We start from the raw sequence: 22,298 nt of genomic DNA, 5'->3' as shown, positions 1-22,298 counted from the left end.
CTCATGAAAATTTCTTCATTTTTTGCGCTATTTCCTTTGATTTTGACTTTTTCCTGTGGCCAGATAGAGTCTTCTAGGAAGGATCCCATACTTGAATTTACTGCGACTGAAGCTTTAAATTCATCGCCTCTACAAGCTTCCGACTCACTTAAAAGAGTAGAGGACATGATTCTTTTCCATGAAGTTTTAGTGGTGCTTGACTTAGAAAAGGATTACCTATACAAGGTTATTGATGTTCCTTCCGACAGATTCTTGAAAAAATTTGGCAAACGAGGAGAAGGTCCTAATGAATTTTCAACCTTGACCAACATTAATCATACCTCAGGAAATTCAAACCTGATTGGAATTAATGAAAGCAAGAAACAAGTTTATAAGGAATACCTACTTGACAGTATTATTTTTTCTATAGAAGATCCCAGTCCCTATTCTGTCGTTGAGGGATTTGATAATTCGCATCTTTCTGTTGCAAAAATTGACTCTGGGAAATTTATCGGGTATGGGTTTTACAAACAGCCCTACACTCAAATTGAAGGTAAACAGATTGTCTCGGATTTTGGAAACTTTCCTTTTTACGAGGAATTCAGCCATGTGTCTATGCAGACCTTAGTCATGGCTTATCAACCTAGATTCTATAAAAACCCAAAAGAGCCACTCTTATTAAGTTCGTCACCATTTTCATTAAACATGGAATTGATCCGGTTGAATAATCTAGGAAAGGCTGAAATTTATCGATCGCTTCATTATTGGCCCACGGAATTTGAAGATGAATCCTCAGGAGGATCTGCCAGCGCCACGATAAAAAAAGAAAACCGATTCGGAAACCTTAGTACCACAGTATCCGGTAGATTCATCTATGTACTCTATCAAGATAAGCCGTGGGAATACGAGTTCCCACAAAAAAGCAATCGGATTCTGGTCTATGATTGGGAAGGAAATGCAGTAAAAATTCTAAATCTGGACAGAGAACTCAACTACATTGCTGTCCATGAAGATGATCAATACATCATTGGATATGTGGATGACGGAAAGGCCAATCTATTTAAGTTTGATTTGAAGTGATTTTTTTTTGTTTCCCACTTTAGAACCTCTGATTATTCGAGTAGGAGTACATTTTCCAATGATGGCTCAAAATACCGATTCAATTACTTCGCCCAGAATAAAGCAACTCACTTTTCTGACTATCGATTAGGGCTCTTGCCATTTTTTCATGAATTTGTAGCTGTATTTTCTACCTTAACTCATGAGGAAATTTAAGTTAGTTCTTATTTCGATCTGTCTTGCGGTTTTGAGCTCCTGCTCCTGTGAGCCGGAAGATCTTGCCAAACTTGCCATGAGTGGGATGGAAAACCTCATGGGAGCGGGGTTTATGCCTTCCGATGAAATCAGGGCCATGGGCAACTTTCAATCCATGAGTGTAAATCTCAGTCAGTCCACTCTGGAAGACTCGACTGAATCGACCATTTTTTTGAAACTGGAAAACGGAGACCCCCTCATTTTGGGCAATCAGCCTGAAATTTTGGCCAGAAAATGCGCCGAAATCTATCTGGGTGATTTTGAAAAGTCTGACAATTACCAAATCATTACTGTCCAGTTTATCCAGACCGATCCTGCCAATCCGGAAAACATAGCCATGCAGGAATACACGTTTGAAGTTGCGGATTTTATTCCCCCTTCCAACTGAAACTACCCAGTCTTATTCCATGCATATCAAAGCCATCTGTTCCGATATTGACGGGACGCTCCTCAATTCAGACCGTGATTTGTCTGCGAGGCTGAAATCGATCATCAGCCAGATCTCTCATGAAGTTCCGGTGATTTTGGCCAGTTCCAGAATGCCGGATGCCATGCGACATTTACTCCTTGACTTGGGAAGACCAGCGCAACCACTGATTGCTTACAATGGGGGATTTGTTTTGGATAGTGCCGGAAATGTGCTTGACTCGGTCGAGATTCCCCTGCCTCTGGTGGCAAAAATCATCGAAATGACCCGTAAAACAGAGATTCATGTCAGTCTCTACCAGGGAGAAAACTGGTACGAGTCCAAGGATGATTATTGGGCCAAGCGGGAAATCCAAAATACCAAAGTGAATCCGACTTGGATGGCTTCGGAAGCTGTCTTGGACCTTTGGGCAAAAGACCATAAAGGCGCACACAAAGTCATGGTCATGGGCGACTCGAACGAGATCAGTTGGCTTTTTGGTGAACTGCATCTAGCGCATGCCAGCGAACTCCACCTCTACCGATCCAAAGACACGTATATCGAAATCGCTCCTCGTAAGATATCCAAGGCAACCGGCCTTAAGCTGCTCCTGCAGCATGCTTATGATTTTGGAATGGAAGAAGTGATTGCTTTCGGAGACAACTACAACGACATCGATCTCCTCCAAAGCGTAGGCTGGGGAGTCGCTGTCGCTAATGCCCGGCCAGAAGTCAAAGCCGTGGCTAAAGAAATCACCTTGCACCACAAAGAAGACGGAGTGGCAGCGACGTTGGAGAGAATTAGTGATTTGAAATTTAAGATTTGAGATTTTCCAAACCCGAAATCAGAACTTCGAAATCCAAATTTATAATATTCCCGATCCATCCTCTACCTCTTCGATCGCCTGTCTGAGAAAGTCATTGAAAGGCTTCATCCTGCGAAAGCCATCCAGCGCAAACGTCACGAATGCTCCGGATTCCACGGCTTTGTCCGATACCGGATGAGATACGGTAAAGCTTTTCAGTTTGAGGTACTCGATGTAAGGATGGTCCGCTTCGTAGTCCCGGGGACTGGTTTTAAGTTTGTCACCTTCGATTCCCTTGAAAAGTTTTTTGAATTCCGGGTTATTCTCGATTTGAGCGAGTTCGGCACCACTATAGTCGATTTCTTTTCGGATTTTCTTCAGCGTATCAGCCTCTGGCATCCAGATTCCTCCTGCTAGAAATGAGTTCCCTGGCTGAACCTGTAAGTAATATCCAGGGCCTGCAGACTTTTTCCCCCCGGGAGAAAAATAAGCTCCGAAATTTGTTTTGTAGGGATCTTTATTTGCCGAAAAGCGCACATCCCGGTTTTGTCTAAAGATGCAGTCTTTCGGCTTGAATGCCGAAAGTTCGGGCTCCACCTCACTCAGTTCCTTCAGCAAAACCGCCACATCTTCCAGAAATCGATCCTTGGTTTCCAGGTACCATTTCTTATTGGCATCCATCCAGTCTTTGTGGTTGTTTTGAGCTAAGGCTGAGAGAAAATCGAGGTAGGGGCGCATGGTTGAAATTTAAAATTGAGAATTAGGAATGATGAATATTAACCCGCCGGATAATTACATGTTTCAAATAAAATCCACCAATCCCTCGAGCTTCATTCCACGGCTGCCTTTGATCAGGATCAGGTAATCTTCCAATTGACTGTCCTGAAGCCAGTTTCTGAACGAAAATGGATCAGGAAAATAGAGTGCCTTTGGTGCTTTTTCCAGCGCAGACACGATCAGCTTCCCGGTGAAGCACACCTTGTCAATCGGATATTCGCTCACGATTTCTCCCAGCCTACGGTGCTCAGCCTCCGCATGCTCCCCTAGCTCAAACATATCGCCGAGAATGATCATTTTGTGCGTTTTTCCAGTCATTTGCCCAAAAGTCCGGATGGCCACTTCCATACTTGACGGGTTGGCATTGTATGCATCTAGAATGATCAGGTTGCTGCGCTTTTCGATCAGCTGGGAGCGCATGTTTTCAGGTTTGTAATTCACAATTCCAGCTACGGCCTTCTCAATTTCCACTCCGAAAAACTTCCCGATCGTCAGTGCATTGGCAATATTTCCAAAATTATAGGCTCCAATCAAAGACGTAAGATGCTCGCCATCCATACCGCCGACCGAAAATTTCACAAAAGGATCGGCTCCAAGGAAACTCACCTCGCAGAAATCGCCTTTGGCCGGATAAAGAATCGGATTCTCAAATCGCTTGGCCATATTGGACAAAATCGGGTCCTGAGAATTAATAAACACGGTTCCCTTATTCTCGCGTAAGTGCTGGAACAGTTCCGTTTTGGTTTTTAGCACCCCTTCAGGTCCACCCATTCCTTCAAGATGCGCTTTGCCGATGTTGGTGATAAAGCCATGAGTCGGTTCGGCGATGTCACAAAGCTCTTTGATGTCACCCTGCTTATTGGCTCCCATTTCAATGATGGCGATTTCATGCTCCGGTTTGATTCGAAGCAAAGTCAGCGGGACTCCGATATGGTTGTTCAGGTTTCCGATGGTGGCCAGCGTAGTGAATTTTTGTTTCAAAACCGCATGCAAAAGCTCCTTGGAAGTCGTTTTTCCATTGGATCCCGTCAGCCCGATGATCGGAATCTGAAGCTGATGCCGATGATGATTTGCCAACTTTTGGAGGGTAGTCAAGACGTCCTCGCAGATGAAATACCGCTGATCATCTTCGATGAAAAATTTGGGATCATCGATGACCACGACCGAAGCGCCCATTTCCAAAGCCTTAGCCGCAAACTCATTTGCATTGAAATTAGGCCCTTTTAGGGCAAAAAAGACATTTCCAGCATCGATTTTACGGGTGTCGGTACTGATTCCTGTGCTTTTCAGATACAGGTCATAGAGAATGGAAAGATGCATCTTTAGAAATAATTATTTGACAAAATAACGGAATCGTTCACATCTTTGAGGAAGCTCTTTCGTTTTATTTTAGAGTTTAGATATACGCTCTTCATGCAAAAAACGCTGCTTTTACTTTTCTTCTTCATCAGCTTCACCGCTTTTTCGCAGACGATTTTTGAATTTGATCAAGAAAAATCAATCCTAGTCAACGGCGATGCGATTCCGAATCCTTTTTCTCAAGGCATTAACTCGGCACAGATTCAGACCATGGACCTGACAAACGATGGGGTAGAGGATTGGGTGATTTGGGATATCAATTCCCGTCAACTTCAGGTTTTTGAGAAAAATGGACAAAACTTCAGCCTGAGACCTGAGCTCAGCTACCTATTTCCGGCAGATATCAGTGGATTTTTGGTTTTGGCGGATTTTGACCAGGATGGGAAAAAAGACCTCTTCACCTCGACTCCTTTGGGGATTCGTGCCTACCGCAACACTTCCCAAGGGACTCAGATTTCCTGGACTTTGGCACAAAACTTCCTCCGGCTCGACGGCGCCAATAATATTCCGGCCAATAATCTAGACACGCCGCTACTTCAAGACATTGATGGTGACGGAGATTTGGATTTGGTGATTTTCAATTTTGCTCAGGGGGATTACCTGGAGTTTTACCGCAATACCTCTGTAGAGCGTAAAGGAACTCCGGATATCGATGGCTTCGCTTTTCCGCTGCGGCATTGGGGGAATTTTGAGTTTTGCGCCTGCGGTGAATTCAGTTGGGGACAAACCTGCGATGGCAGGCCCCTGGATACTGGGGCCAGAATCGGTGAAAATTCCCGAATCCAGCATGCGGGCGGACATAGTATTTTGTATCAAGATTTCTCAGGAGATGGTATTCCAGATTTGCTTTTGGGAAGAGACGAATGCAGTACGCTTTATTTTTTGCCCAATTTAGGGACAGCTGCCGAACCGCTTTTTAGCTCGTTTTCCCTCGAATTGCCCGAATTCGGAATGCTACCGGCATTCCAGCGATTTCATGTTGGGCAGTTTATTGAAGATGATTTGGTCATCAGTCTCAATACCAATGAAGCTGCCGCAAACTATGGGATTGATTTTGCCAACTCGGTAGTCAAGCTGGAGAAAAATACCGGAGAGATCAACCCGATTCTTCAAGATCAGCTTTTTGATTTGGGAGAAAATGTCAGGCCTTTCTTCTCAGGAAATCGCTTTTCCGGTCGATTGGAGCTGACTGCAAATGTCACTGAAGATGGGAAAGTGGCAGCTGAGGCTTTTCGGCTCTCCTTTGACGGGGACTCTTTTGTGTTGGAGCAGGAGGATTGGCTCGAGCTCCGAGACGAAAATCTCTTGGATCTGCAGCTTTTGGAATTCAATGACAGCAGAAATTCTTACCAACAACTGATCGTGGCGACAAAAGTCGAAAATGGGATTCCACGTCAGATTTTGGCTGAGCTTTTCGAGACTACGATCAGGGAAATCAACTTCAGCGGACTCACTTTACGGGTAGGGGATCAGTTGACCTTTTTTGTGTATCAGGGAAAAGACTACCTGCTGGTGGCTGCGCAAAATGGAAGTCTTGACCTGCATGAGGTCAACCTTGAAACCCGGTCCGTGGCCGCCTCGGTGGAGGATTTTCTGGGATTTGCCGACAATCCGGCCAATAGAAATCTAAGTGTCGCGGTAGTCAACAAAGCCAATCCGGATCTCTATGCAGTGGATCAACAGGGGAAAATTGTCCGAATTGCGAATTTCATGTTTGCGGATGCCCGAGAGGAGGTTTTGATCCGCATCGGCAACCAAGATCTTCCAACACGCTTGGGAAGAAATACTTGGATTACCGTGCTGCCTTCGACTTTTGACGATCAAGTGGACTTGATTCTTGGCAGCCGTGGAGGAGGAATCACCTATCTCAGTTCGATCAAATCGAGTACTCCAAATGAAGGCGAATTCTTGGTAAATGTCTATCCCAATCCGACGATTGGCTCCTTTAAAATCATCACCAATGTCAATGCAAGCGGAAGGTTGGTTTCACCTTTGGGACAGATCCTTCGGGATGGAATCTTAATTCCTGCCAATCGTGAGGTAGAGATCCAAGGACAAGTGCTTCAGCCCGGTGTTTACTTTTTGCAACTGGAAACTGAAGATCGGAAAGTGGTAGTGAAGAAGGTGCTGGTTAGGTGATTCTATCCCAAAGATTTTCTCAGATTTATTGCACAGACCTTCACAATCCATTTAAGGTTTGACAAAAATCATTTTTAAAATCTGTGTTCATCTGTGATTTTTATCTGTGGAAATCTGTGAGAGCTTCCCTTTCAAAAAATCCCATTTGCCCACCTCCCTCAAAACATCTAGCTTAGAAACAGAATTATAAATCCAATGAAGAATATCTCCCTAATCATTTTCGCAGCGCTTTTCGCATGGGCATGTAAATCCGGCCCAGAAAATCCTGCCGACCAAGTCTTTATCAATGGCATCGTCTACACAGTCGACGAAGCCAATCCCAAAGCCCAAGCCGTGGCAGTCAAAGACGGATTGATCCTCGCCGTAGGCACTTCGGCAGAAATTCAAGCCTATGTAACCGAATCCACCGAAGTGATCGACCTGCAGGGTAAAACCATGACTCCCGGTCTGATCGAATCTCACGCACACCTGATGGGAATCGGTTACAACAAGTTGGAAATCGACCTAATGTACGTCAAAACCTACGACGAGCTCATCGAGAAAGTCGCCGAAGCTGCCGCAAAGGCAAAGCCCGGAGACTGGATCACCGGACGGGGTTGGCATCAGGACAAATGGCTGCAAATGCCCGACAAAACTGTCAAAGGCTTCCAAACTCACGATGCTCTCACCGCCGTGACTCCCAATAATCCTGTCTACCTCGCCCACGCCTCAGGTCATGCTTCTTTTGTGAATAAAAAGGCCATGGAACTCGCCGGAATCACCCCTTTGCGCAGCGAAAAACCCACGCAGGAAGTCGAGGGAGGCGAAGTGCTCCGCGACGAACTCGGTAACCCTACCGGGGTCTTGGTCGAGCGGGCATCCACTTTAGTGAGCAAATTGATCCCTGAAGAGACTCCAGAGCGTGCAGAAGAAGCATTAACCTTGGCTTTGAAGGAACTTGCCGAAAAAGGAATTACAAGTTTCCATGATGCGGGTTCGGGTCAGGACGTGATCGACTTGGTGCAAAAGTTTAAAAACGAAGGCAAACTCACCTCCCGCATGTACATCATGCTTACCGGCCGTCAGCCTGAATTATTGGATGCATGGTATCAAAGAGGGCCAATGATTGATTCGGTCGACCATTTTCTTACGGTCCGGTCTATCAAGCTGAACTGCGACGGCGCTTTGGGTCCTTGGGGAGCTTGGTTGCTGGAAGATTATTCCGACAAGCCCGGTCATCGTGGACATGAGACTTTGCCGATGTCAGTGGTGACAGAAGTCTCTGAAAGAGCCATTCCACTCGGTTTCCAAGTTTGTGCACATGCCATCGGCGATAGAGCGAATCAGGAGATTTTGGACAGATTTGAAGCAGCTTTGGCCAAAAATCCTGAAGCTAAAGATCATCGATTCCGTATCGAGCATGCTCAGCATTTGCATCCAGATGATATTCCGAGATTTGGTCAATTGGGGGTAATTGCAGCCATGCAGGCCATTCACTTGAGTTCGGACCGACCTTGGGCGATAGATCGCTTGGGCGAAAAGCGCATCATCGACGGTGCGTACGTGTGGCAGACGCTGATGCAAACTGGCGCTGTGGTGACCAATGGAACTGACGCTCCAGTTGAGCCTGTTGATCCGATTCCTTCATTCTTCGCTTCCGTGTCTCGCAAAACCCTTCAGGGACTTCCCGAAGGAGGCTATGAAGCCGAGCAAAAAATGACACGTGAGCAAGCACTTAAATCCTATACGTTGGATGGTGCATTTGCTGAGTTTGAGGAAGATTTCAAGGGTTCCATAGAAGTAGGAAAAGCCGCTGACTTCACCGTCTTTGACAAAGATATCATGGAAATCCCTGAAAATGATATTCTTAATGCAAAGGTGGAGATGACTGTGGTGGGGGGGAAAGTAGTGTTCAGTAAGCAGTCACAGTAGCCAGTATTTTCAGTCTGAGCTGAGTCGAAGGCAGCCTGATCCTTCGATTCCTGTCATCCTGAGCGAAGTCGAAGGATCAAGAGTGGATGGCAGTTCCCGTCAAAATACGCAGTCCTGGAAATTAGAAATCTAAAGTTAAAAATCTGAAAAAGTTAGAGACCTGTCAGTCAGCCGAGGCGTACTGACAGGTCTTTTGTTATTAAAACTTATCAACCCCCACAAAATACAGATCAAATCCTCCCAAGCCTCCGGGTCGATTGGAGGAGAAGAGTAAAATGGAATTTTCATAATAGGGTGCGGGATCTAGGATTGGTCGAAACTCATCGAATTCGGTATTAATCTCAGGGCCCATATTTTTTGGCATTGACCAGTTCTGTCCATCAAAATCCGAATAATACAAATCAAATCCTCCAAAACCTCCGGGGCGATCGGAGGCAAAGACCATCCTAGATTTACTAATGAAGGGGGCCTGATCCTGAAACTCCGTGTTGATTCCCAACTTTTTCCCTTGCTTCAAGCCTTCACTTTGAAGGAAATTCATTACTTCCTGATTTTCTGGTAAATCGATTTCATAAATATTAAAACTTCCTTCATGATCGGAAGCTAGAAGCAATTTCTCTGCTCTATTTCTACTCCCAAGATTATTGACTTTTTCAAAAGCTTTACCATACAAGCAAGGATACATTTCATTGCCGGATTCAGATAAGATTCTAAATGAACTCTCACCTGGAAAAATCTCCTGAGGGGTGCTAACTGAATAAGGAATCTGAAATTTTTTAGCATAAACAGTAAAAAAACCTTGATCATCCCTGCTAAACAGCAAATAGCTTCCACTTTCTGGGGTGCCAAATGAATAAGGCCCTCTTTCGTTGAAAGAGGTGTGGGTGGATTGTGCGAGATTTTTCGCCATTTGAACGCCCGCACTTGAGCTCGAAACCTCTTGCATTGAAAGCGTTCCTTCCTGCTGATCCCAAGCAAAGGATACAGTTATTCCAATCAAATCATATTGTAGAGAACCCGGCAAACTGTTTCTGTCAGAAGAAAAAATTACGTCCATTTCATGAAAAAGAATCTGAATGTCCATGTTGTAATCATTGAAAGGCGTATTTAAGCTTTCCATTGCTGTCACCTCGGAAGGAAAATAGGCTTTTCTGTGCTTTGGGGCATTAAACCAATGGCAACCCCCTAAGGAAAAAATGCCAAAGACAATCAGAAAAAATACTGCAAATCGATTAATTTTTGCCTTTAAAGTATTCATAGAAATATAGATAGATTTAGTCAAGAAACGAAAATCTAACCCTAAAATGCTACACTATTGCAAAAAATTTCCCACTTAGCCACAATTCTCCCTATGTCACCAAAAAAATCCCCTATTTTCCCTTTCCAATAAACTTTACCCCATGAGAAAATACCTACTCCTAGTTTGGCTACTCTGCCTGTCTGCAACTTTTGCGCTAGCGCAGGAGACCAAACCCATGTCCTGGAAGGACGTCGCCACCTGGAAATACATGCCCAACAGCGCCTTCAAACTTTCCCCTGACGGACAGTGGATGGCTTATGCCCTGATTGGAATCGAAGCAGACGGCGAACTCATCCTTCAGAAAGTGTCTGATCCGGAGAGCAAAAAAACCTTTCCAATCGGCAATACGACCTTTCCAAATTTCGAATTCAGTGAAAACAGTCAATGGTTTGCTTTCAAAGAATATCCCAAATTCAAAGAGAAAGAGTCCAACGAAAAGTCTAAAGGCAAGCCGCTCAAAGATAAACTTCACCTGATTAAACTTGGAACGGATGACAAAAAGACCTTCGAGGGTGTGGGTGGCTTTAGCTTCAACAATGACGCGTCTTCGCACTTGTTGATCAACCTTCCCAAAGAAGGAAATGGCGAAGCCAAAGGCTCAGATGTCCTGATCTACCACCTCAGCTCAGGCAAATCCCAAAACCTCGGAAATGTCCGTGAGCACTCAGCGAATAAGGCCGGAACCCACTTAGCCTATTCCGTGGATGCTGCTAACTCACAAGGAAATGGTTTGTATTTGTTGACACTTTCAACGAATTCCATTCAAGTCCTCGACTCGGATGAGGCTGGCTACCAAAGCCTCAACTGGACCGAAAAAGGTGATGCCTTTGCAGCCTTGAAGATGAAAAAGGACAAAAAATACAAGCAGGATCGCGGCATCTTGCTTGGGGTGAAAAACCTCTCCAATCCTCAGGTGACGCTTTACGAACCTGCAAAAGATTCGACAGGATTTGATCAGAAATACACGATCAGTCAAAACCGACGTCCGATGTGGTCCGAGGACCTGACCAGACTTTTCTACGGCGTTCATCCTTTGGTTTTGGCCGAAAAGGAAACCCCGAAAAAAGAGGAAAACAAAGACTCCTTAGCCGCTGCTGAGTCGGTCAAAATCGCCAAAATCATGGCGGATACCACCATCAAGTCAATTGCTGATCTGCAAAAAGCCATCTCAAAACTTGATTCGGGCAAAGTCACTCCGAAAAAATCCAACGATGCCAAAAAGCCGGAAATGACCATCTGGCACTGGCAGGATGATCGACTGCAATCCCGTCAGCAAGTGATGGAAAACATGGACAAAAACTACAGCTTCTGGGCCATGTACGATGTCGCTGCCAAAAAGCATATTACACTACAGGACAGCAGCATGCGGGATTTGAATATCCTCCCTTACCAGCATTTTGCTCTTGGATCAGATCGGCAAAAGTACGAGTTGGACATCAACTTAAATGGTCAAAACTATCAGGATTACTTCTTGGTGGATCTGAAGACAGGTGCGAAAACTCCACTTTTTGAGAACTTCTACATGCCTTCTTTTGCCTCGATGCCGCGTCCATCAACGGATGGGAAGAAGCTGCTTTATGGCAAAGACGGACATTTCTATATCTACGATATCTTGGCTAAAACCCACACCAATATCACCGAGAAACTTCCGGTATCTGTAGTCGATATAGAAGACGATCATAACGTCATCAAGCCACTCTACAATCCGCTCGGATGGAGTAGTGACAGCCGATACATCCTTTTACGTGACGGTTGGGATATCTGGCAGGTGCCAATGTCAGCCAAAGAAACAGCCATCAACCTCACCCAAAACGGGAAAAAGGACAAAATCCGCTACCAATACCGATTCTCCCTGGATCCTGAGGAAAAAGGAATCGACTTGAGCAAAACTGTTTATGTCCGTACCTATGGCGAAAACACCAAAAAAAGCGGTATCGCAAGCCTTTCTCCTGCAAAGGCTGGTTTGGCGGCAGGGCCGAAAGTCCTGATCTGGGAAGATGCGTCCATAGGTGGATTATCTAAAGCTGAAAAGTCAGGTGTCTTCACCTACACCAAAGAGAAATTCAACGAACCAACTCAGGTCTATCTGACAGATGCGACTTTGGCAGGTGGAAAGAAAGTCACCGAAAATGCGCCTGATGCCGGGAAATACGCTTGGTCAAAAGGTGTAAAACTGGTGGATTATGTGACGACCAAAGGCGATTCGCTTCAGGCTGCGCTCTTCCTTCCGGCTGGATATGTGGAAGGCCAGAAGTATCCTACCGTGGTTTACTATTACGAAAAACTTTCCCAAACCCTGCACAACTGGTCCAATCCTGGCTACAGTGGCACAGGCTGGAGCCCAAGCATGTACACCAGCAATGGTTATGCGGTTTTGATCCCGGATATCGTGTACAAAATGGATGACCCGGGAATGTCGGCTGTCTGGGCGGTACTTCCAGCAGTCGACGCAGCCATCAAAACCGGTGTCATCGACGAAAGTAAAATGGGACTTCATGGTCACAGTTGGGGTGGATACCAAACATCCTTCTTGATCACCCAGACCACACGATTCAAAGCTGCGGCGGCTGGTGCACCCTTGACAAACATGATCTCGATGTATGATCTGATTTATTGGAATTCAGGTGGAGGAAATATGTCCATCTTCGAGGCTTCGCAGGGAAGATTTTTGGGAGGACCTTGGGAAAACTGGGATGCTTACGAGCGAAACAGCCCGATCTATCATGTGAAAAATGTGCAGACTCCGCTATTGATGCTTCACAATGACAAGGACGGCGCAGTCGACTTTACCCAAGGGGTGGAGTATTACAATGCACTCAGAAGACTGAAAAAGCCGGTGATCATGGTTCAGTATCTGGGAGAAAATCACGGCCTTGGCAAACTCGAAAACCGAAAGGATTATGCTGTACGGATGATGGAATTCTTTGATCATCATCTGAAAGGCCTTCCCGCGCCGGAATGGATGAGCAAAGGTGTTCCTAGATTGAAGCTAGGGGAGCACTTGGAGGAAAGGGCCTTTTAGAAAGAGAGAATGCTGAAATTAGAAGTTTGAAAAATCCCCCGCTTCACATAGATCGGGGGATTTTTTTGTTTTAGATTATTCCAGCCTCCTCTAGCTCATTTTTTAGTCTATTGTACAAATCTAATTTAACATCATCAGGCATTTTAGCCTTAATAGATACTGTCATCTCAGGCAGCTGAATTGACTTTTCGAGAGACAAACCAATTTGAATAGGTATTAGTCCATCATTTTTGCTGTAGTGAAATTTATACTTTTCTTCTCCCGAATAGCCTGCAATTTGAATTTCGGAATTAAGGATTTCACCAGAATCAGAATAAGCACAGCTCAGGATAAATTGAATAGTTCCACTTTTTGGAATTCCGGCCTGAATAAAATTCTTCTCATTTATATTAAATTCAATTATTTCCATTTTTTAAGAATGTATTTATTACAAGGCAAGGATTAAAAATCAAGCTTTTGGAGCTAGTCCAATCTGCAAATCGGTTCTATTTCTTTTTAGATCAGACCAGCTTCCTCGAGTTCTTTTTTAAGGTTTTGATATCTTCTTAATTTGTCGTCAAGGATCAATTTTTCCAAGGGGTAGTGCTCAACGGTAATGGGCTTAGAGGAATTATCCAATTCAATCACTTTAATTTTGATTTCTTCACCTAGTTGGAGATTCCTAAATTACCATTCATGTATATCCGCAATTGCACCAGCACTAAAGTGAAAGCAGAATAAGATTTATGAAGTCGAAATTTTTACAAAATCTCAAATAGCCTTCTTAATTAGCTCCGAAGGAGCCAAACCATTCATGCCTGTCCACCATGGTGGAACCCTGTACGGAGTGCAGGGCAGTCATTGATAATTTCCTTCCTTTGAGCCCTGAAAGGGTGAAACTTCAACGTGCCACCCTTTCAGGGCTCCTTTTCTAATATCTTGACTTTGCCCCCGGCTACACCGGGGGTTCCGCCTCGGCGGACAGGTATGAATTGTTACGATCCTTCGGATCTTAGGCTACCAAACATTGACCTTTATATCTCCTAATTAAATTTGCCTAGTGGCATCTTTGCGGATAATCATATTACCATTTATAATTTTCCTGTTTTTCAAAATTCAATCCTGTGGCGCTGAGTTGAATTTCATCTCTTTCCACATTTTTCAACCTGGTAAAAATGATCGATACAACTCCTTCCTCTAAAGCCACCGTTATTTTTTCTTTTTTACTTTTTATGTTAAATCCGATCATCGGTTTTTCAAATTTGGTTAAGAATAATTCTCCGGATTCTAATTTTTTAGTATTCTACAAATTTTATAATTCCATTGCTATTCTTAAAAATTAAAGATATAATTATACACAGAAATATCACCCTTTAATTAGCAAACAAAATGGAATTTTTAGCAGAAATGGAGCCCTCGCTCAGAGCACTTTGGTACATCGCATTGCCTGTTTCCTTTATTTTCCTGCTTCAGACTATCCTGACTTTCATCGGATCAGACTCTACAGAAGGACTCAATGCAGACTTTGACGGAAACCTAGAAGGAACTGAAGCTCCGATGCAGGTTTTTACCCTGCGAAACTTGATCAATTTCCTTCTCGGGTTTAGCTGGACAGGAATCACATTTTACGATTCCATCGATAGTTACATTTTATTGATTATCCTTTCCACCTTGGTCGGTTTAGGATTTGTGTGGATTTTCTTTTTCATCATCAAGCAAATCCAAAAACTCGCAGAGGACAATACCTTCCAACTGGAGCATGCCCTTCAGAAAACCGGAACAGTGTACCTTTCCATTCCAGAACACAAGCAAGGCGTGGGTAAAATCGCGATCAGCGTGAAAGGCTCCCAAAAAGAACTCAGCGCAGTATCTCTTGGTGACCGGATCGAAACAGGCTCCGCCATCAAAGTCATCGGTGTCGAAGGCAGCAATCTTTTAATCGTAGAAAAAATCTAAATCAACCCTTTTTATGGATCCTTTAATTTTAATTCTGGCGGGAGCTTTTGTCGTTTTCGTCACGATCATCGCTTTGGTTTCCCGCTACAAGCGATGTCCTTCTGACAAAATCCTCGTCGTCTATGGTAAGACAGGCGGAACATCAGCTAAATGTATCCACGGAGGTGGTGCGTTCATTTGGCCAGTCATTCAAGACTATGCTTATTTGGACCTCAAGCCGATTTCCATTGAGGCCAATCTGACCAACGCGCTTTCCCGTCAAAATATCCGAGTGGACGTGCCTTGTCGATTTACCATCGCCATTTCTACCGAGTCTGACACGATGAATACTGCAGCGGAACGACTTCTTGGACTTGCCCATGAGCAAATTCAGGAATTGGCTAAGGACATTCTTTTCGGCCAGCTTCGATTGGTGATTGCCACGATGACCATCGAGGAGATCAACTCCGATCGGGATAAGTTCTTGGAAAACATCTCCAAAAACGTCGATTCCGAACTCAAGAAGATCGGTCTTAAACTGATCAACGTCAACGTCACAGACATCAAAGACGAGTCCGGCTACATCGAAGCATTGGGTAAAGAGGCTGCCGCAAAAGCAATCAACGAAGCCAAAATCTCTGTAGCTGAGCAGGAAAAAATCGGGGAAACCGGCAAGGCCTTAGCCGATCGAGAGAAAGACGTCCAAATCGCCGACACGCAGCGGGATCGCGATGTAAAGATTGCGATTACCCTGAAAGACCGCGAGGTAAGCATCGCAGAAGCGCAAAAGGATGAAAGTATCGGTAAAGCTGAAGCCCAACGAGACACCCGGGTCAAAACATCCGAAGCCAATGCCATCGCGATCAAAGGTGAAAACGAAGCCAAAATCTCTATTGCCCAATCCGATGCATTACGGAGAGAAAAAGAAGCGGAAGCCTTAAGAATTGCCCTCGCTTCCGAGAAAGTTCAGCAAGCAAAAGCCCTGGAGGAAGCTTACCTCGCAGAGCAAAAAGCGGAAACGGCACGAGCCGAACGGGAGCGATCAACCCAAAACGCAAACATCGTCGTGCCAGCAGAAATCGCCAAACAGCGCGCGATCATCGAAGCCCAAGCGGAAGCTGAGCGAATCCGTGAACAGGCAAAAGGTGAAGCTGATGCAATCTATGCCAAAATGGAAGCTGAAGCGAAGGGTCTGTTTGAGATCCTGACAAAACAGGCTGAAGGCTATCGTGATGTAGTCGCAGCGGCAGGTGGAGATCCGACCAAAGCCTTCCAGCTCTTGCTGATTGAAAAACTTCCTGAGTTGGTGAAGACTCAGGTAGAAGCTGTCAAGAATATCAAAATTGATAAAATTACAGTTTGGGATTCTGGACAGGGCGAAAACGGCAATAACTCAACGGCCAATTTTGTGTCCGGAATGATGAAAACTGTACCTCCATTGAATGACTTGTTCAATATGGCCGGACTGAATCTTCCGACTTATTTGAAAGGAGAGAATGAGAAAGATGAGACTCCCCAAAAATCTGAAAAAGAGAAAGAATAACATCCAAATCCCCGAACGTAATTCGGGGATTTTTTTTGCCAAATACTAGGATAGGCAATGGCTTACCTTGTCATGTTGAAAAAAAGCTTGGATAGTCAATTGGGGCAATTTCACCTTTTTAAAAAGGGAACTTGGGAGATATTTCACTAAATATTTGATTTCGCTTTCTTTCATCCAACATGCCAAATGGCCTAATATTCATCTTTTTACTTATTAAAATTTTTGAGAAAAGGCCTTTGGAAAAATTTTCTTTTGATTTATTTATTCAATTCGTAAATTATTGACTTTCAATACGATTAGCTATTCATGGATCAATCACCCAAAATCAACCGGAGAGAATTTCTAGGTTCTGCAGCCACAATTGCTGCTTCCATTACCATTGTCCCATCGCATGTCATCGCCGGTACGGGACACATTCCACCTTCTGATCAGCTTACAGTTGCCAATATCGGTTGCGGAACTCAGGGCCTCAGAGAAATGGGAAGCCTACTCCAAAATCCAAAAGTCCGGGTAGTGGCAGTCTGCGATTCCAATAAATTCTCCACCGACTACATCGATTGGTCTGCCAATGGAATCCGGGATTCTATCCGAGAAGTATTGGGTGACCCGACATGGTGGGAGGGAAAACCCGGGATTCCAGGTGGCAGAGATATCGGGCAAGAATATGTTGAAAAGTATTACGCCAAAAACAAACCTTCCGGCAAATACAAAGGCTGCGTGAGTTACGAAGATTATCGGGAGCTTTTTGCAAAGGAAAAGGGAATCGATGCAATCAAAATCATGACTCCGGATCATACACATGCTTCGATTGCTTTGGCAGCGATGAACCAAAAGATGCATGTGGTGACCCACAAGCCCATTTCCAATCGGCTTTTGGAAGGAAGAAAAGTCATTGAAAAAGCCAAAGAAACCGGAATGGTCACCCATCTGCTCGCTTGGTCGGATCGACCGGAATATCGACAAATCAAAGCCTGGATGGACGAAGGCCTGATCGGTGAACTTCTGGAAATCCACAATTGGTCCTATCGTCCTGTCTGGCAACAGTGGACCAAGCGCCCCTCAGAAGCACAGCCGATTCCACCTGGATTCAACTGGGACCTGTGGCTTGGGCCTGTGCCTGACATGCCCTATCACAAAAATTACACACACAACGTCTTCCGAGGCTGGTATGAGTTTGGTGGAGGTTCAGTGGCGGATATGGGGCATTACAGTTTGTTTCCACTTTTTGAATCACTGGGCATCACTCGATCACCGATCTCTGCAAGAGCTTTCGGCACCACTTCTCGAGAAGAAATCAATCAAGTATATCAGTGGGTGAAAAATGACGTCGCATTTCCTGCCAGCTGCACGATCAAATGGAAATTTCCTGAACAAGAAAACCTACCTGCGTTTGAGCTTTTCTGGTACGATGGAGGGATGAAGCCTTTTGCCTGCGAGGAATTGGAAATAGATGGAAAAGACACGCCGGATGAGGGTTTGTTGATCGTCGGAACCAAAGGAAAAATCCTTGGGGGATTCCGTGGAGAAAATCCGGTTCTTTTACCGGAAAGTAAAATGGCGATTCGGCCCGAATCCGAAAAAATCAATTCCAGAGCAGTGGATCGCAATACCGATCAATGGGTAGATGCAATGCTGGAGGGAAAGCAGACACCTGGAAGTTTCATCCGGGCACAAACGATCACTGATACAATCAACCTTGGGGCAGTCGCCCTTCGGGCAAACAAGCGGATAGATTTTGACTCAAACCTGCTAAAAATCATAAATGATGTCTCAGCAAATCAATACCTTACCAGAGATTATCGTTCGGGATGGGAGATCTAAAAAGGATGCCTTATAAAGTGAAAATCTGAAAGAAAACCAATAACCAAAAACCAATAACCTTTTAAACGATGAGCAATAGAAGAGAATTTCTTAAAACTGCCAGCCTAGCTTCAGCAGCCTTGGGACTAGGCTTGCCACACATGTCTTTTTCCATGAAAAAAGAGGATTTATTCAAAATTTCCCTAGCAGAATGGTCTTTGAATCGGCCACTTTTTGCGGGGAAGATGAATCATTTAGACTTTGCTATCGAAGCCAAAAAGCATGGAATAGATGCCGTGGAGTACGTCAATCAGTTTTTCAAAGACAAAGCAACTGATAAAGCCTACCTTCAGGAAATGAAGACCCGCGCGGATGGAGAAGGGGTCAAATCCGTTTTGATCATGATCGATGGGGAAGGTCAACTTGGCGCTGCAAAGCCCGAAGACCGACAGCAAACGGTTGAAAATCACAAAAAGTGGGTGGAAGCTGCTAAGTTTTTGGGCTGTCACGCCATTCGGGTGAATGCCTATACCGCTGTGCCTTACAGCACCGATGCCAAACTTGAAAAAGAGGCAATTGATGTCTGCAGTTCGACCCTTCGTAGAATCTGTGAATTTGCCAATGATTTTGACATAAATGTGATCGTGGAAAATCATGGAGGCTACTCCAGCAACGCAAAATGGCTAGCTGAAATGATTAAAGAAACTTCGCATCCCCGTGCCGGAACATTACCCGATTTTGGAAATTTTCAAATGCACAAAGAAGGCGAAAAGATTTTTAGCTATGATTCCTACCGTGGAGTGGATGAATTGATGCCCAAGGCAAAAGGAGTGAGTCTAAAGCCAAAAGTATGGGATGATTTTGGAAAAGAACATCTGCTGGACTATGAGCGAATGATGAAAATTGTTGCCGCTCACAAGTTTAACGGCTACGTAGGTATTGAGCATGGCGAAAAAGACCGGGAGTGGGAAAGTATCGAAGAGATTCGTGTGAATCTTGACACGATTCGAAGAACCCTTTCAAATGCGTAATTTGAAAGTTTGAAATTAAATCCTTCCCAAAAAATTAGCCCCCAAGAAGTTTTGAAGCTTTTTGGGGGCTTTGCATGTGTAAACTTTGGATTTTAAATTCCGAAAGCTGCTTTTACCTGATCCACGAAATCAAGCTTTTCCCAGGTGAAAAGCTCCACTTCTTTCACGATGGGCTCTCTGTAAGGTGAAGTAAAAGTCTTCTTCACTACTTCATTTTTTCTGCCCATGTGACCGTAGGCCGCTGTTTCTTCATAGATCGGATTGCGCAACTTCAATCGCTGCTCGATCGCGTAGGGACGCATGTCGAAGATGGCTTCTACCTTTCTGGCGATTTCTCCATCACTCAATCCAACTTTTGCTGTACCGTAAGTATTGATGTAAATACCCATCGGCTTAGCTACACCGATCGCATAGGAAACCTGCACCAGAATTTCGTCCGCTACACCTGCTGCTACCATGTTTTTGGCAATGTGACGGGTAGCATATGCTGCAGAGCGATCGACTTTGGATGGATCCTTTCCGGAGAAAGCTCCCCCACCGTGTGCGCCTTTTCCACCGTAGGTGTCCACGATGATCTTTCTGCCTGTCAAGCCGGTATCACCATGTGGTCCACCGATTACAAATTTGCCGGTTGGGTTGATGTGGTAGGTGATTTCCTCAGTGAAAAGCTTCTGAATTTCAGGTTTCAGCTGCGCTTTTACTCTCGGAATCAGAATATTGATGATGTCAGATTTGATTTTTGCCAGCATGGCTTCTTCTTCGTCGAAGTCATCATGCTGCGTAGATACCACGATGGCATCGATACGTTGCGGAACATTGTCATCGCTGTATTCGATGGTCACCTGAGACTTGGAATCGGGTCTGAGGTAAGTGATGTCTTTGTTTTCTCTGCGAAGCGCAGCCAATTCTCTTAGGATCATATGGGACAGATCCAAGGCCAGCGGCATGTAGTTTTCGGTTTCGTTGGTGGCGTAGCCAAACATCATTCCCTGATCGCCAGCTCCCTGTTCCTCAGGGTTTTTGCGCTCTACGCCTTGGTTGATATCAGCTGACTGCTCGTGAATCGCAGAAAGAACCCCGCAGGAATTTCCCTCAAACATGTATTCACTCTTGGTGTAACCGATTCGGTTGATGACATCACGGGCGATTTTCTGTACATCCAAATAGACTTCGGATTTCACCTCTCCAGCCAAGAAAACCTGTCCGGTAGTTACTAGAGTTTCACAGGCTACTTTGGAATTGGGGTCGAAGGCCAAAAAGTTATCGATCAGCGCATCGGAGATTTGGTCAGAGATTTTGTCAGGATGACCCTCAGACACTGACTCTGAGGTGAATAAATATGCCATAAACTTAAATAATTGATTCGTTTTTCAATGGTGCACAAAAATACTGGAACTGGCTGAAATAAAAAATTAATGGGGGATCATGGGTGGATATTGGGAGCTCTAATTCCCCATTCTCTAGTATATGGACAACTGATTAATTTTTATTTAAAATTTGATTTACTAGAGACTAGATCTAAAAAATCAAAAAGGAAACGTTAATTTGAAAATACATTATTAAATCAAATAAGCGAGATGAAACTAGATTCGACCCAAAAAACCTTGTTAGGTATTTTTTTGAGTTTTTTAATTGCAGCCTGCTCTACTGGAATAGAAGAGCCTGAGCAAATACAGCCCTTACCCGAAGTAGTGAATAAAGGATGTAACCCAAAGGATCCTTGTTGCTTTGATTTAAGTGGAAGGCCTGGTGAGTATGATTTATTAGACAAGTGGGAATTTGTAGGTTTTCAAAAATCTAAAGAAGGATATATAGATCACTTAACTTGCTTGGCACGAATTGCTGAGTTTGCTTTAGGCGGCGAAGATTTTGACAATATTTTTCAGATCACCCTTCAGCTTTCTGATAAATCCTCCGATCATGGTTTATGCGATGATTTTCCAGATTTTGAATTTCGATCATTTAATCATGAAATTTTAGGTTGCTATGAATCTAACTCGGAAGGCTTGCTAAAATTCAATTTTACAGAAGAGAACATTACTTTTTTCGCTAGCCCAGCTACCACAACTCTTCCCATGCAGGAATTTGAAACGGGAATCAAAAAAGCTTTATCCGCAGTGGAATCCTATGAAATAGACGAAAATAAACTTTACCTTAAGGTTAAAGATAAAAGCGAAAAAATGCTTTTTTTGGCAATGGAGGATTCATTAAATTAAAAGCAACTCAACAGAGAAAATACTGCTTATAGAGAAGCAGCATAACTATTTCAAAACCTTCGAGGTTTTAAAAATCTCAAAGGTTGGCCTTTCAGACTTCTGATTTTAGCTTTCTACCTTCTTCACAAGCCCCTCCGTAATCTCATTCATCGCCTTGACCTTGTACTCAAAGTCTCCCTTGAGCGTAGCGCGGTAGGCATTTAGGTTTTCGAGCAGATCATCGATCTCCTCAGGCAGTACTTCTTCTAACAATTGGCGTAGCCGCTTAGCTGTGGTTGGAGATTTTCCATTAGTAGAAATGGCAATTTTCAGGTTGCCTTTGGTGACAATTCCACCTAGGTAGAAATCGCAGAGTTCAGGCGTATCCGCAATATTGACTAAGAGAAAGCGCTCTTTCGCCTCATCACGGATTTGTCGATTGACAGCCTTGTTGTCCGTCGCTCCAATGACAAGGTGCTTACCGCCAAGATACTTTTCATGGTATAGGTCTTCGATCAAAGTGACCGTTTCCGCTTGCTCAGCAATCTCCAAAAACTCAGGTCTGAATTCTCTCGAAACAACTGTCACCTGAGCTTCAGGGCTTGATTTGAGAAGAAATTCCAACTTCTCTGTAGCCACAAAACCTCCACCAACCAACAGGACGTTGAGTTCGTGAACTTTTAGGAATATGGGATAGAGGTGGTTCATTTTTTAGAGATTTAAGAATATAAGGATAGAAATTCGGTTGAAATACATTCGAAATAAATTCGACTTCGTCGAGCGAAATATTTTGGTGGAGGATG

Annotated in this window: 17 protein-coding genes; 11 read left to right on the top strand and 6 right to left on the bottom strand. The window is 44.3% G+C overall.

Annotated elements, in window-relative coordinates:
- The first annotated feature begins 3 nt into the window (after window positions 1–3).
- The 3 genes from DK188_RS10805 to DK188_RS10795 all read left to right on the top strand — a co-directional run bounded on the left by DK188_RS10805 (window position 4) and on the right by DK188_RS10795 (window position 2,525).
- Window positions 4–1,059, top strand: coding sequence for a BF3164 family lipoprotein (locus DK188_RS10805; protein WP_111670828.1), 1,056 nt, complete (start codon window positions 4–6; stop codon window positions 1,057–1,059).
- 181 nt (window positions 1,060–1,240) lie between these two features.
- The gene (locus DK188_RS10800) at window positions 1,241–1,681 is read left to right on the top strand and encodes a hypothetical protein (RefSeq protein WP_111670827.1); all 441 of its coding nucleotides are present in this window, start codon (window positions 1,241–1,243) and stop codon (window positions 1,679–1,681) included.
- 19 nt (window positions 1,682–1,700) lie between these two features.
- The gene (locus tag DK188_RS10795) at window positions 1,701–2,525 is read left to right on the top strand and encodes a Cof-type HAD-IIB family hydrolase (RefSeq protein ID WP_111670826.1); all 825 of its coding nucleotides are present in this window, start codon (window positions 1,701–1,703) and stop codon (window positions 2,523–2,525) included.
- Between the two features lie 39 nt (window positions 2,526–2,564).
- Here DK188_RS10795 and DK188_RS10790 read toward each other — a convergent pair whose 3' ends face one another.
- Together DK188_RS10790 and DK188_RS10785 are read right to left on the bottom strand one after the other, a co-directional pair.
- Complete coding sequence (locus DK188_RS10790; protein WP_111670825.1) at window positions 2,565–3,242, bottom strand: DUF2461 domain-containing protein; 678 nt, start codon at window positions 3,240–3,242, stop codon at window positions 2,565–2,567.
- Window positions 3,243–3,305: 63 nt separating this feature from the next.
- Window positions 3,306–4,601 carry a UDP-N-acetylmuramoyl-tripeptide--D-alanyl-D-alanine ligase gene (locus DK188_RS10785; RefSeq protein WP_111670824.1) on the bottom strand — a complete coding sequence of 432 codons (1,296 nt, stop codon included), beginning with the start codon at window positions 4,599–4,601 and terminating at the stop codon, window positions 3,306–3,308.
- A gap of 93 nt (window positions 4,602–4,694) precedes the next feature.
- Here DK188_RS10785 and DK188_RS10780 point away from each other — a divergent pair, with 93 nt between their 5' ends.
- Together DK188_RS10780 and DK188_RS10775 are read left to right on the top strand one after the other, a co-directional pair.
- Window positions 4,695–6,779: a T9SS type A sorting domain-containing protein gene (locus tag DK188_RS10780; RefSeq protein ID WP_111670823.1), complete on the top strand. Its 2,085-nt coding sequence runs from the start codon at window positions 4,695–4,697 to the stop codon at window positions 6,777–6,779.
- Window positions 6,780–6,974: 195 nt separating this feature from the next.
- Window positions 6,975–8,690 carry an amidohydrolase gene (locus DK188_RS10775; RefSeq protein ID WP_111670822.1) on the top strand — a complete coding sequence of 572 codons (1,716 nt, stop codon included), beginning with the start codon at window positions 6,975–6,977 and terminating at the stop codon, window positions 8,688–8,690.
- Window positions 8,691–8,889: 199 nt separating this feature from the next.
- On the opposite strand, the gene DK188_RS10770 is transcribed toward DK188_RS10775, so the two are convergent.
- Entirely contained in the window at window positions 8,890–9,948 is a 1,059-nt protein-coding gene (locus DK188_RS10770) for a TolB-like translocation protein (protein WP_111670821.1), read from the bottom strand.
- 142 nt (window positions 9,949–10,090) lie between these two features.
- On the opposite strand from DK188_RS10770, the gene DK188_RS10765 reads away from it, so the two are divergent.
- A complete protein-coding gene (locus DK188_RS10765) occupies window positions 10,091–13,012 on the top strand; it encodes a S9 family peptidase (RefSeq protein WP_111670820.1) in 2,922 nt (973 codons plus the stop codon).
- A gap of 70 nt (window positions 13,013–13,082) precedes the next feature.
- On the opposite strand, the gene DK188_RS10760 is transcribed toward DK188_RS10765, so the two are convergent.
- On the bottom strand, window positions 13,083–13,421 hold the full coding sequence (locus DK188_RS10760) for a hypothetical protein (protein ID WP_111670819.1): 339 nt from the start codon (window positions 13,419–13,421) through the stop codon (window positions 13,083–13,085).
- A 959-nt stretch (window positions 13,422–14,380) separates the two neighbouring features.
- Between DK188_RS10760 and DK188_RS10755 the strand changes: the two genes are divergently transcribed.
- From DK188_RS10755 to DK188_RS10740, 4 genes are all read left to right on the top strand, one after another.
- Window positions 14,381–14,947, top strand: coding sequence for an NfeD family protein (locus DK188_RS10755; RefSeq protein WP_111670818.1), 567 nt, complete (start codon window positions 14,381–14,383; stop codon window positions 14,945–14,947).
- A 13-nt stretch (window positions 14,948–14,960) separates the two neighbouring features.
- A complete protein-coding gene (locus DK188_RS10750) occupies window positions 14,961–16,469 on the top strand; it encodes a flotillin family protein (protein WP_111670817.1) in 1,509 nt (502 codons plus the stop codon).
- Between the two features lie 306 nt (window positions 16,470–16,775).
- On the top strand, window positions 16,776–18,290 hold the full coding sequence (locus tag DK188_RS10745; RefSeq protein ID WP_111670816.1) for a Gfo/Idh/MocA family protein: 1,515 nt from the start codon (window positions 16,776–16,778) through the stop codon (window positions 18,288–18,290).
- A gap of 68 nt (window positions 18,291–18,358) precedes the next feature.
- Entirely contained in the window at window positions 18,359–19,300 is a 942-nt protein-coding gene (locus DK188_RS10740) for a sugar phosphate isomerase/epimerase family protein (protein ID WP_111670815.1), read from the top strand.
- Window positions 19,301–19,392: 92 nt separating this feature from the next.
- Here DK188_RS10740 and metK read toward each other — a convergent pair whose 3' ends face one another.
- The gene (gene metK, locus DK188_RS10735) at window positions 19,393–20,646 is read right to left on the bottom strand and encodes a methionine adenosyltransferase (RefSeq protein WP_111670814.1); all 1,254 of its coding nucleotides are present in this window, start codon (window positions 20,644–20,646) and stop codon (window positions 19,393–19,395) included.
- A gap of 231 nt (window positions 20,647–20,877) precedes the next feature.
- On the opposite strand from metK, the gene DK188_RS10730 reads away from it, so the two are divergent.
- Window positions 20,878–21,516: a hypothetical protein gene (locus DK188_RS10730; RefSeq protein WP_111670813.1), complete on the top strand. Its 639-nt coding sequence runs from the start codon at window positions 20,878–20,880 to the stop codon at window positions 21,514–21,516.
- A gap of 105 nt (window positions 21,517–21,621) precedes the next feature.
- On the opposite strand, the gene DK188_RS10725 is transcribed toward DK188_RS10730, so the two are convergent.
- On the bottom strand, window positions 21,622–22,203 hold the full coding sequence (locus DK188_RS10725) for a precorrin-2 dehydrogenase/sirohydrochlorin ferrochelatase family protein (protein WP_111670812.1): 582 nt from the start codon (window positions 22,201–22,203) through the stop codon (window positions 21,622–21,624).
- Between the last annotated feature and the right edge of the window lie 95 nt (window positions 22,204–22,298).

The sequence above is a fragment of the Algoriphagus litoralis genome (assembly GCF_003259255.1).
GTDB classification, from domain to species: Bacteria; Bacteroidota; Bacteroidia; order Cytophagales; family Cyclobacteriaceae; genus Algoriphagus; species Algoriphagus litoralis.
Note: the sequence above shows the minus strand (reverse complement) of the source record. Positions and strands in the feature narration are given on the sequence as shown.

Excerpts from the sequence above, each read along its gene's own strand:
- DK188_RS10805 (WP_111670828.1), top strand. The coding sequence starts at position 4 with ATGAAAATTTCTTCATTTTTTGCGCTATTTCCTTTGATTTTGACTTTT.
- DK188_RS10800 (WP_111670827.1), top strand. The coding sequence starts at position 1,241 with ATGAGGAAATTTAAGTTAGTTCTTATTTCGATCTGTCTTGCGGTTTTG.
- DK188_RS10795 (WP_111670826.1), top strand. The coding sequence starts at position 1,701 with ATGCATATCAAAGCCATCTGTTCCGATATTGACGGGACGCTCCTCAAT.
- DK188_RS10790 (WP_111670825.1), bottom strand. The coding sequence starts at position 3,242 with ATGCGCCCCTACCTCGATTTTCTCTCAGCCTTAGCTCAAAACAACCAC.
- DK188_RS10785 (WP_111670824.1), bottom strand. The coding sequence starts at position 4,601 with ATGCATCTTTCCATTCTCTATGACCTGTATCTGAAAAGCACAGGAATC.
- DK188_RS10780 (WP_111670823.1), top strand. The coding sequence starts at position 4,695 with ATGCAAAAAACGCTGCTTTTACTTTTCTTCTTCATCAGCTTCACCGCT.
- DK188_RS10775 (WP_111670822.1), top strand. The coding sequence starts at position 6,975 with ATGAAGAATATCTCCCTAATCATTTTCGCAGCGCTTTTCGCATGGGCA.
- DK188_RS10770 (WP_111670821.1), bottom strand. The coding sequence starts at position 9,948 with ATGAATACTTTAAAGGCAAAAATTAATCGATTTGCAGTATTTTTTCTG.
- DK188_RS10765 (WP_111670820.1), top strand. The coding sequence starts at position 10,091 with ATGAGAAAATACCTACTCCTAGTTTGGCTACTCTGCCTGTCTGCAACT.
- DK188_RS10760 (WP_111670819.1), bottom strand. The coding sequence starts at position 13,421 with ATGGAAATAATTGAATTTAATATAAATGAGAAGAATTTTATTCAGGCC.
- DK188_RS10755 (WP_111670818.1), top strand. The coding sequence starts at position 14,381 with ATGGAATTTTTAGCAGAAATGGAGCCCTCGCTCAGAGCACTTTGGTAC.
- DK188_RS10750 (WP_111670817.1), top strand. The coding sequence starts at position 14,961 with ATGGATCCTTTAATTTTAATTCTGGCGGGAGCTTTTGTCGTTTTCGTC.
- DK188_RS10745 (WP_111670816.1), top strand. The coding sequence starts at position 16,776 with ATGGATCAATCACCCAAAATCAACCGGAGAGAATTTCTAGGTTCTGCA.
- DK188_RS10740 (WP_111670815.1), top strand. The coding sequence starts at position 18,359 with ATGAGCAATAGAAGAGAATTTCTTAAAACTGCCAGCCTAGCTTCAGCA.
- metK (WP_111670814.1), bottom strand. The coding sequence starts at position 20,646 with ATGGCATATTTATTCACCTCAGAGTCAGTGTCTGAGGGTCATCCTGAC.
- DK188_RS10730 (WP_111670813.1), top strand. The coding sequence starts at position 20,878 with ATGAAACTAGATTCGACCCAAAAAACCTTGTTAGGTATTTTTTTGAGT.
- DK188_RS10725 (WP_111670812.1), bottom strand. The coding sequence starts at position 22,203 with ATGAACCACCTCTATCCCATATTCCTAAAAGTTCACGAACTCAACGTC.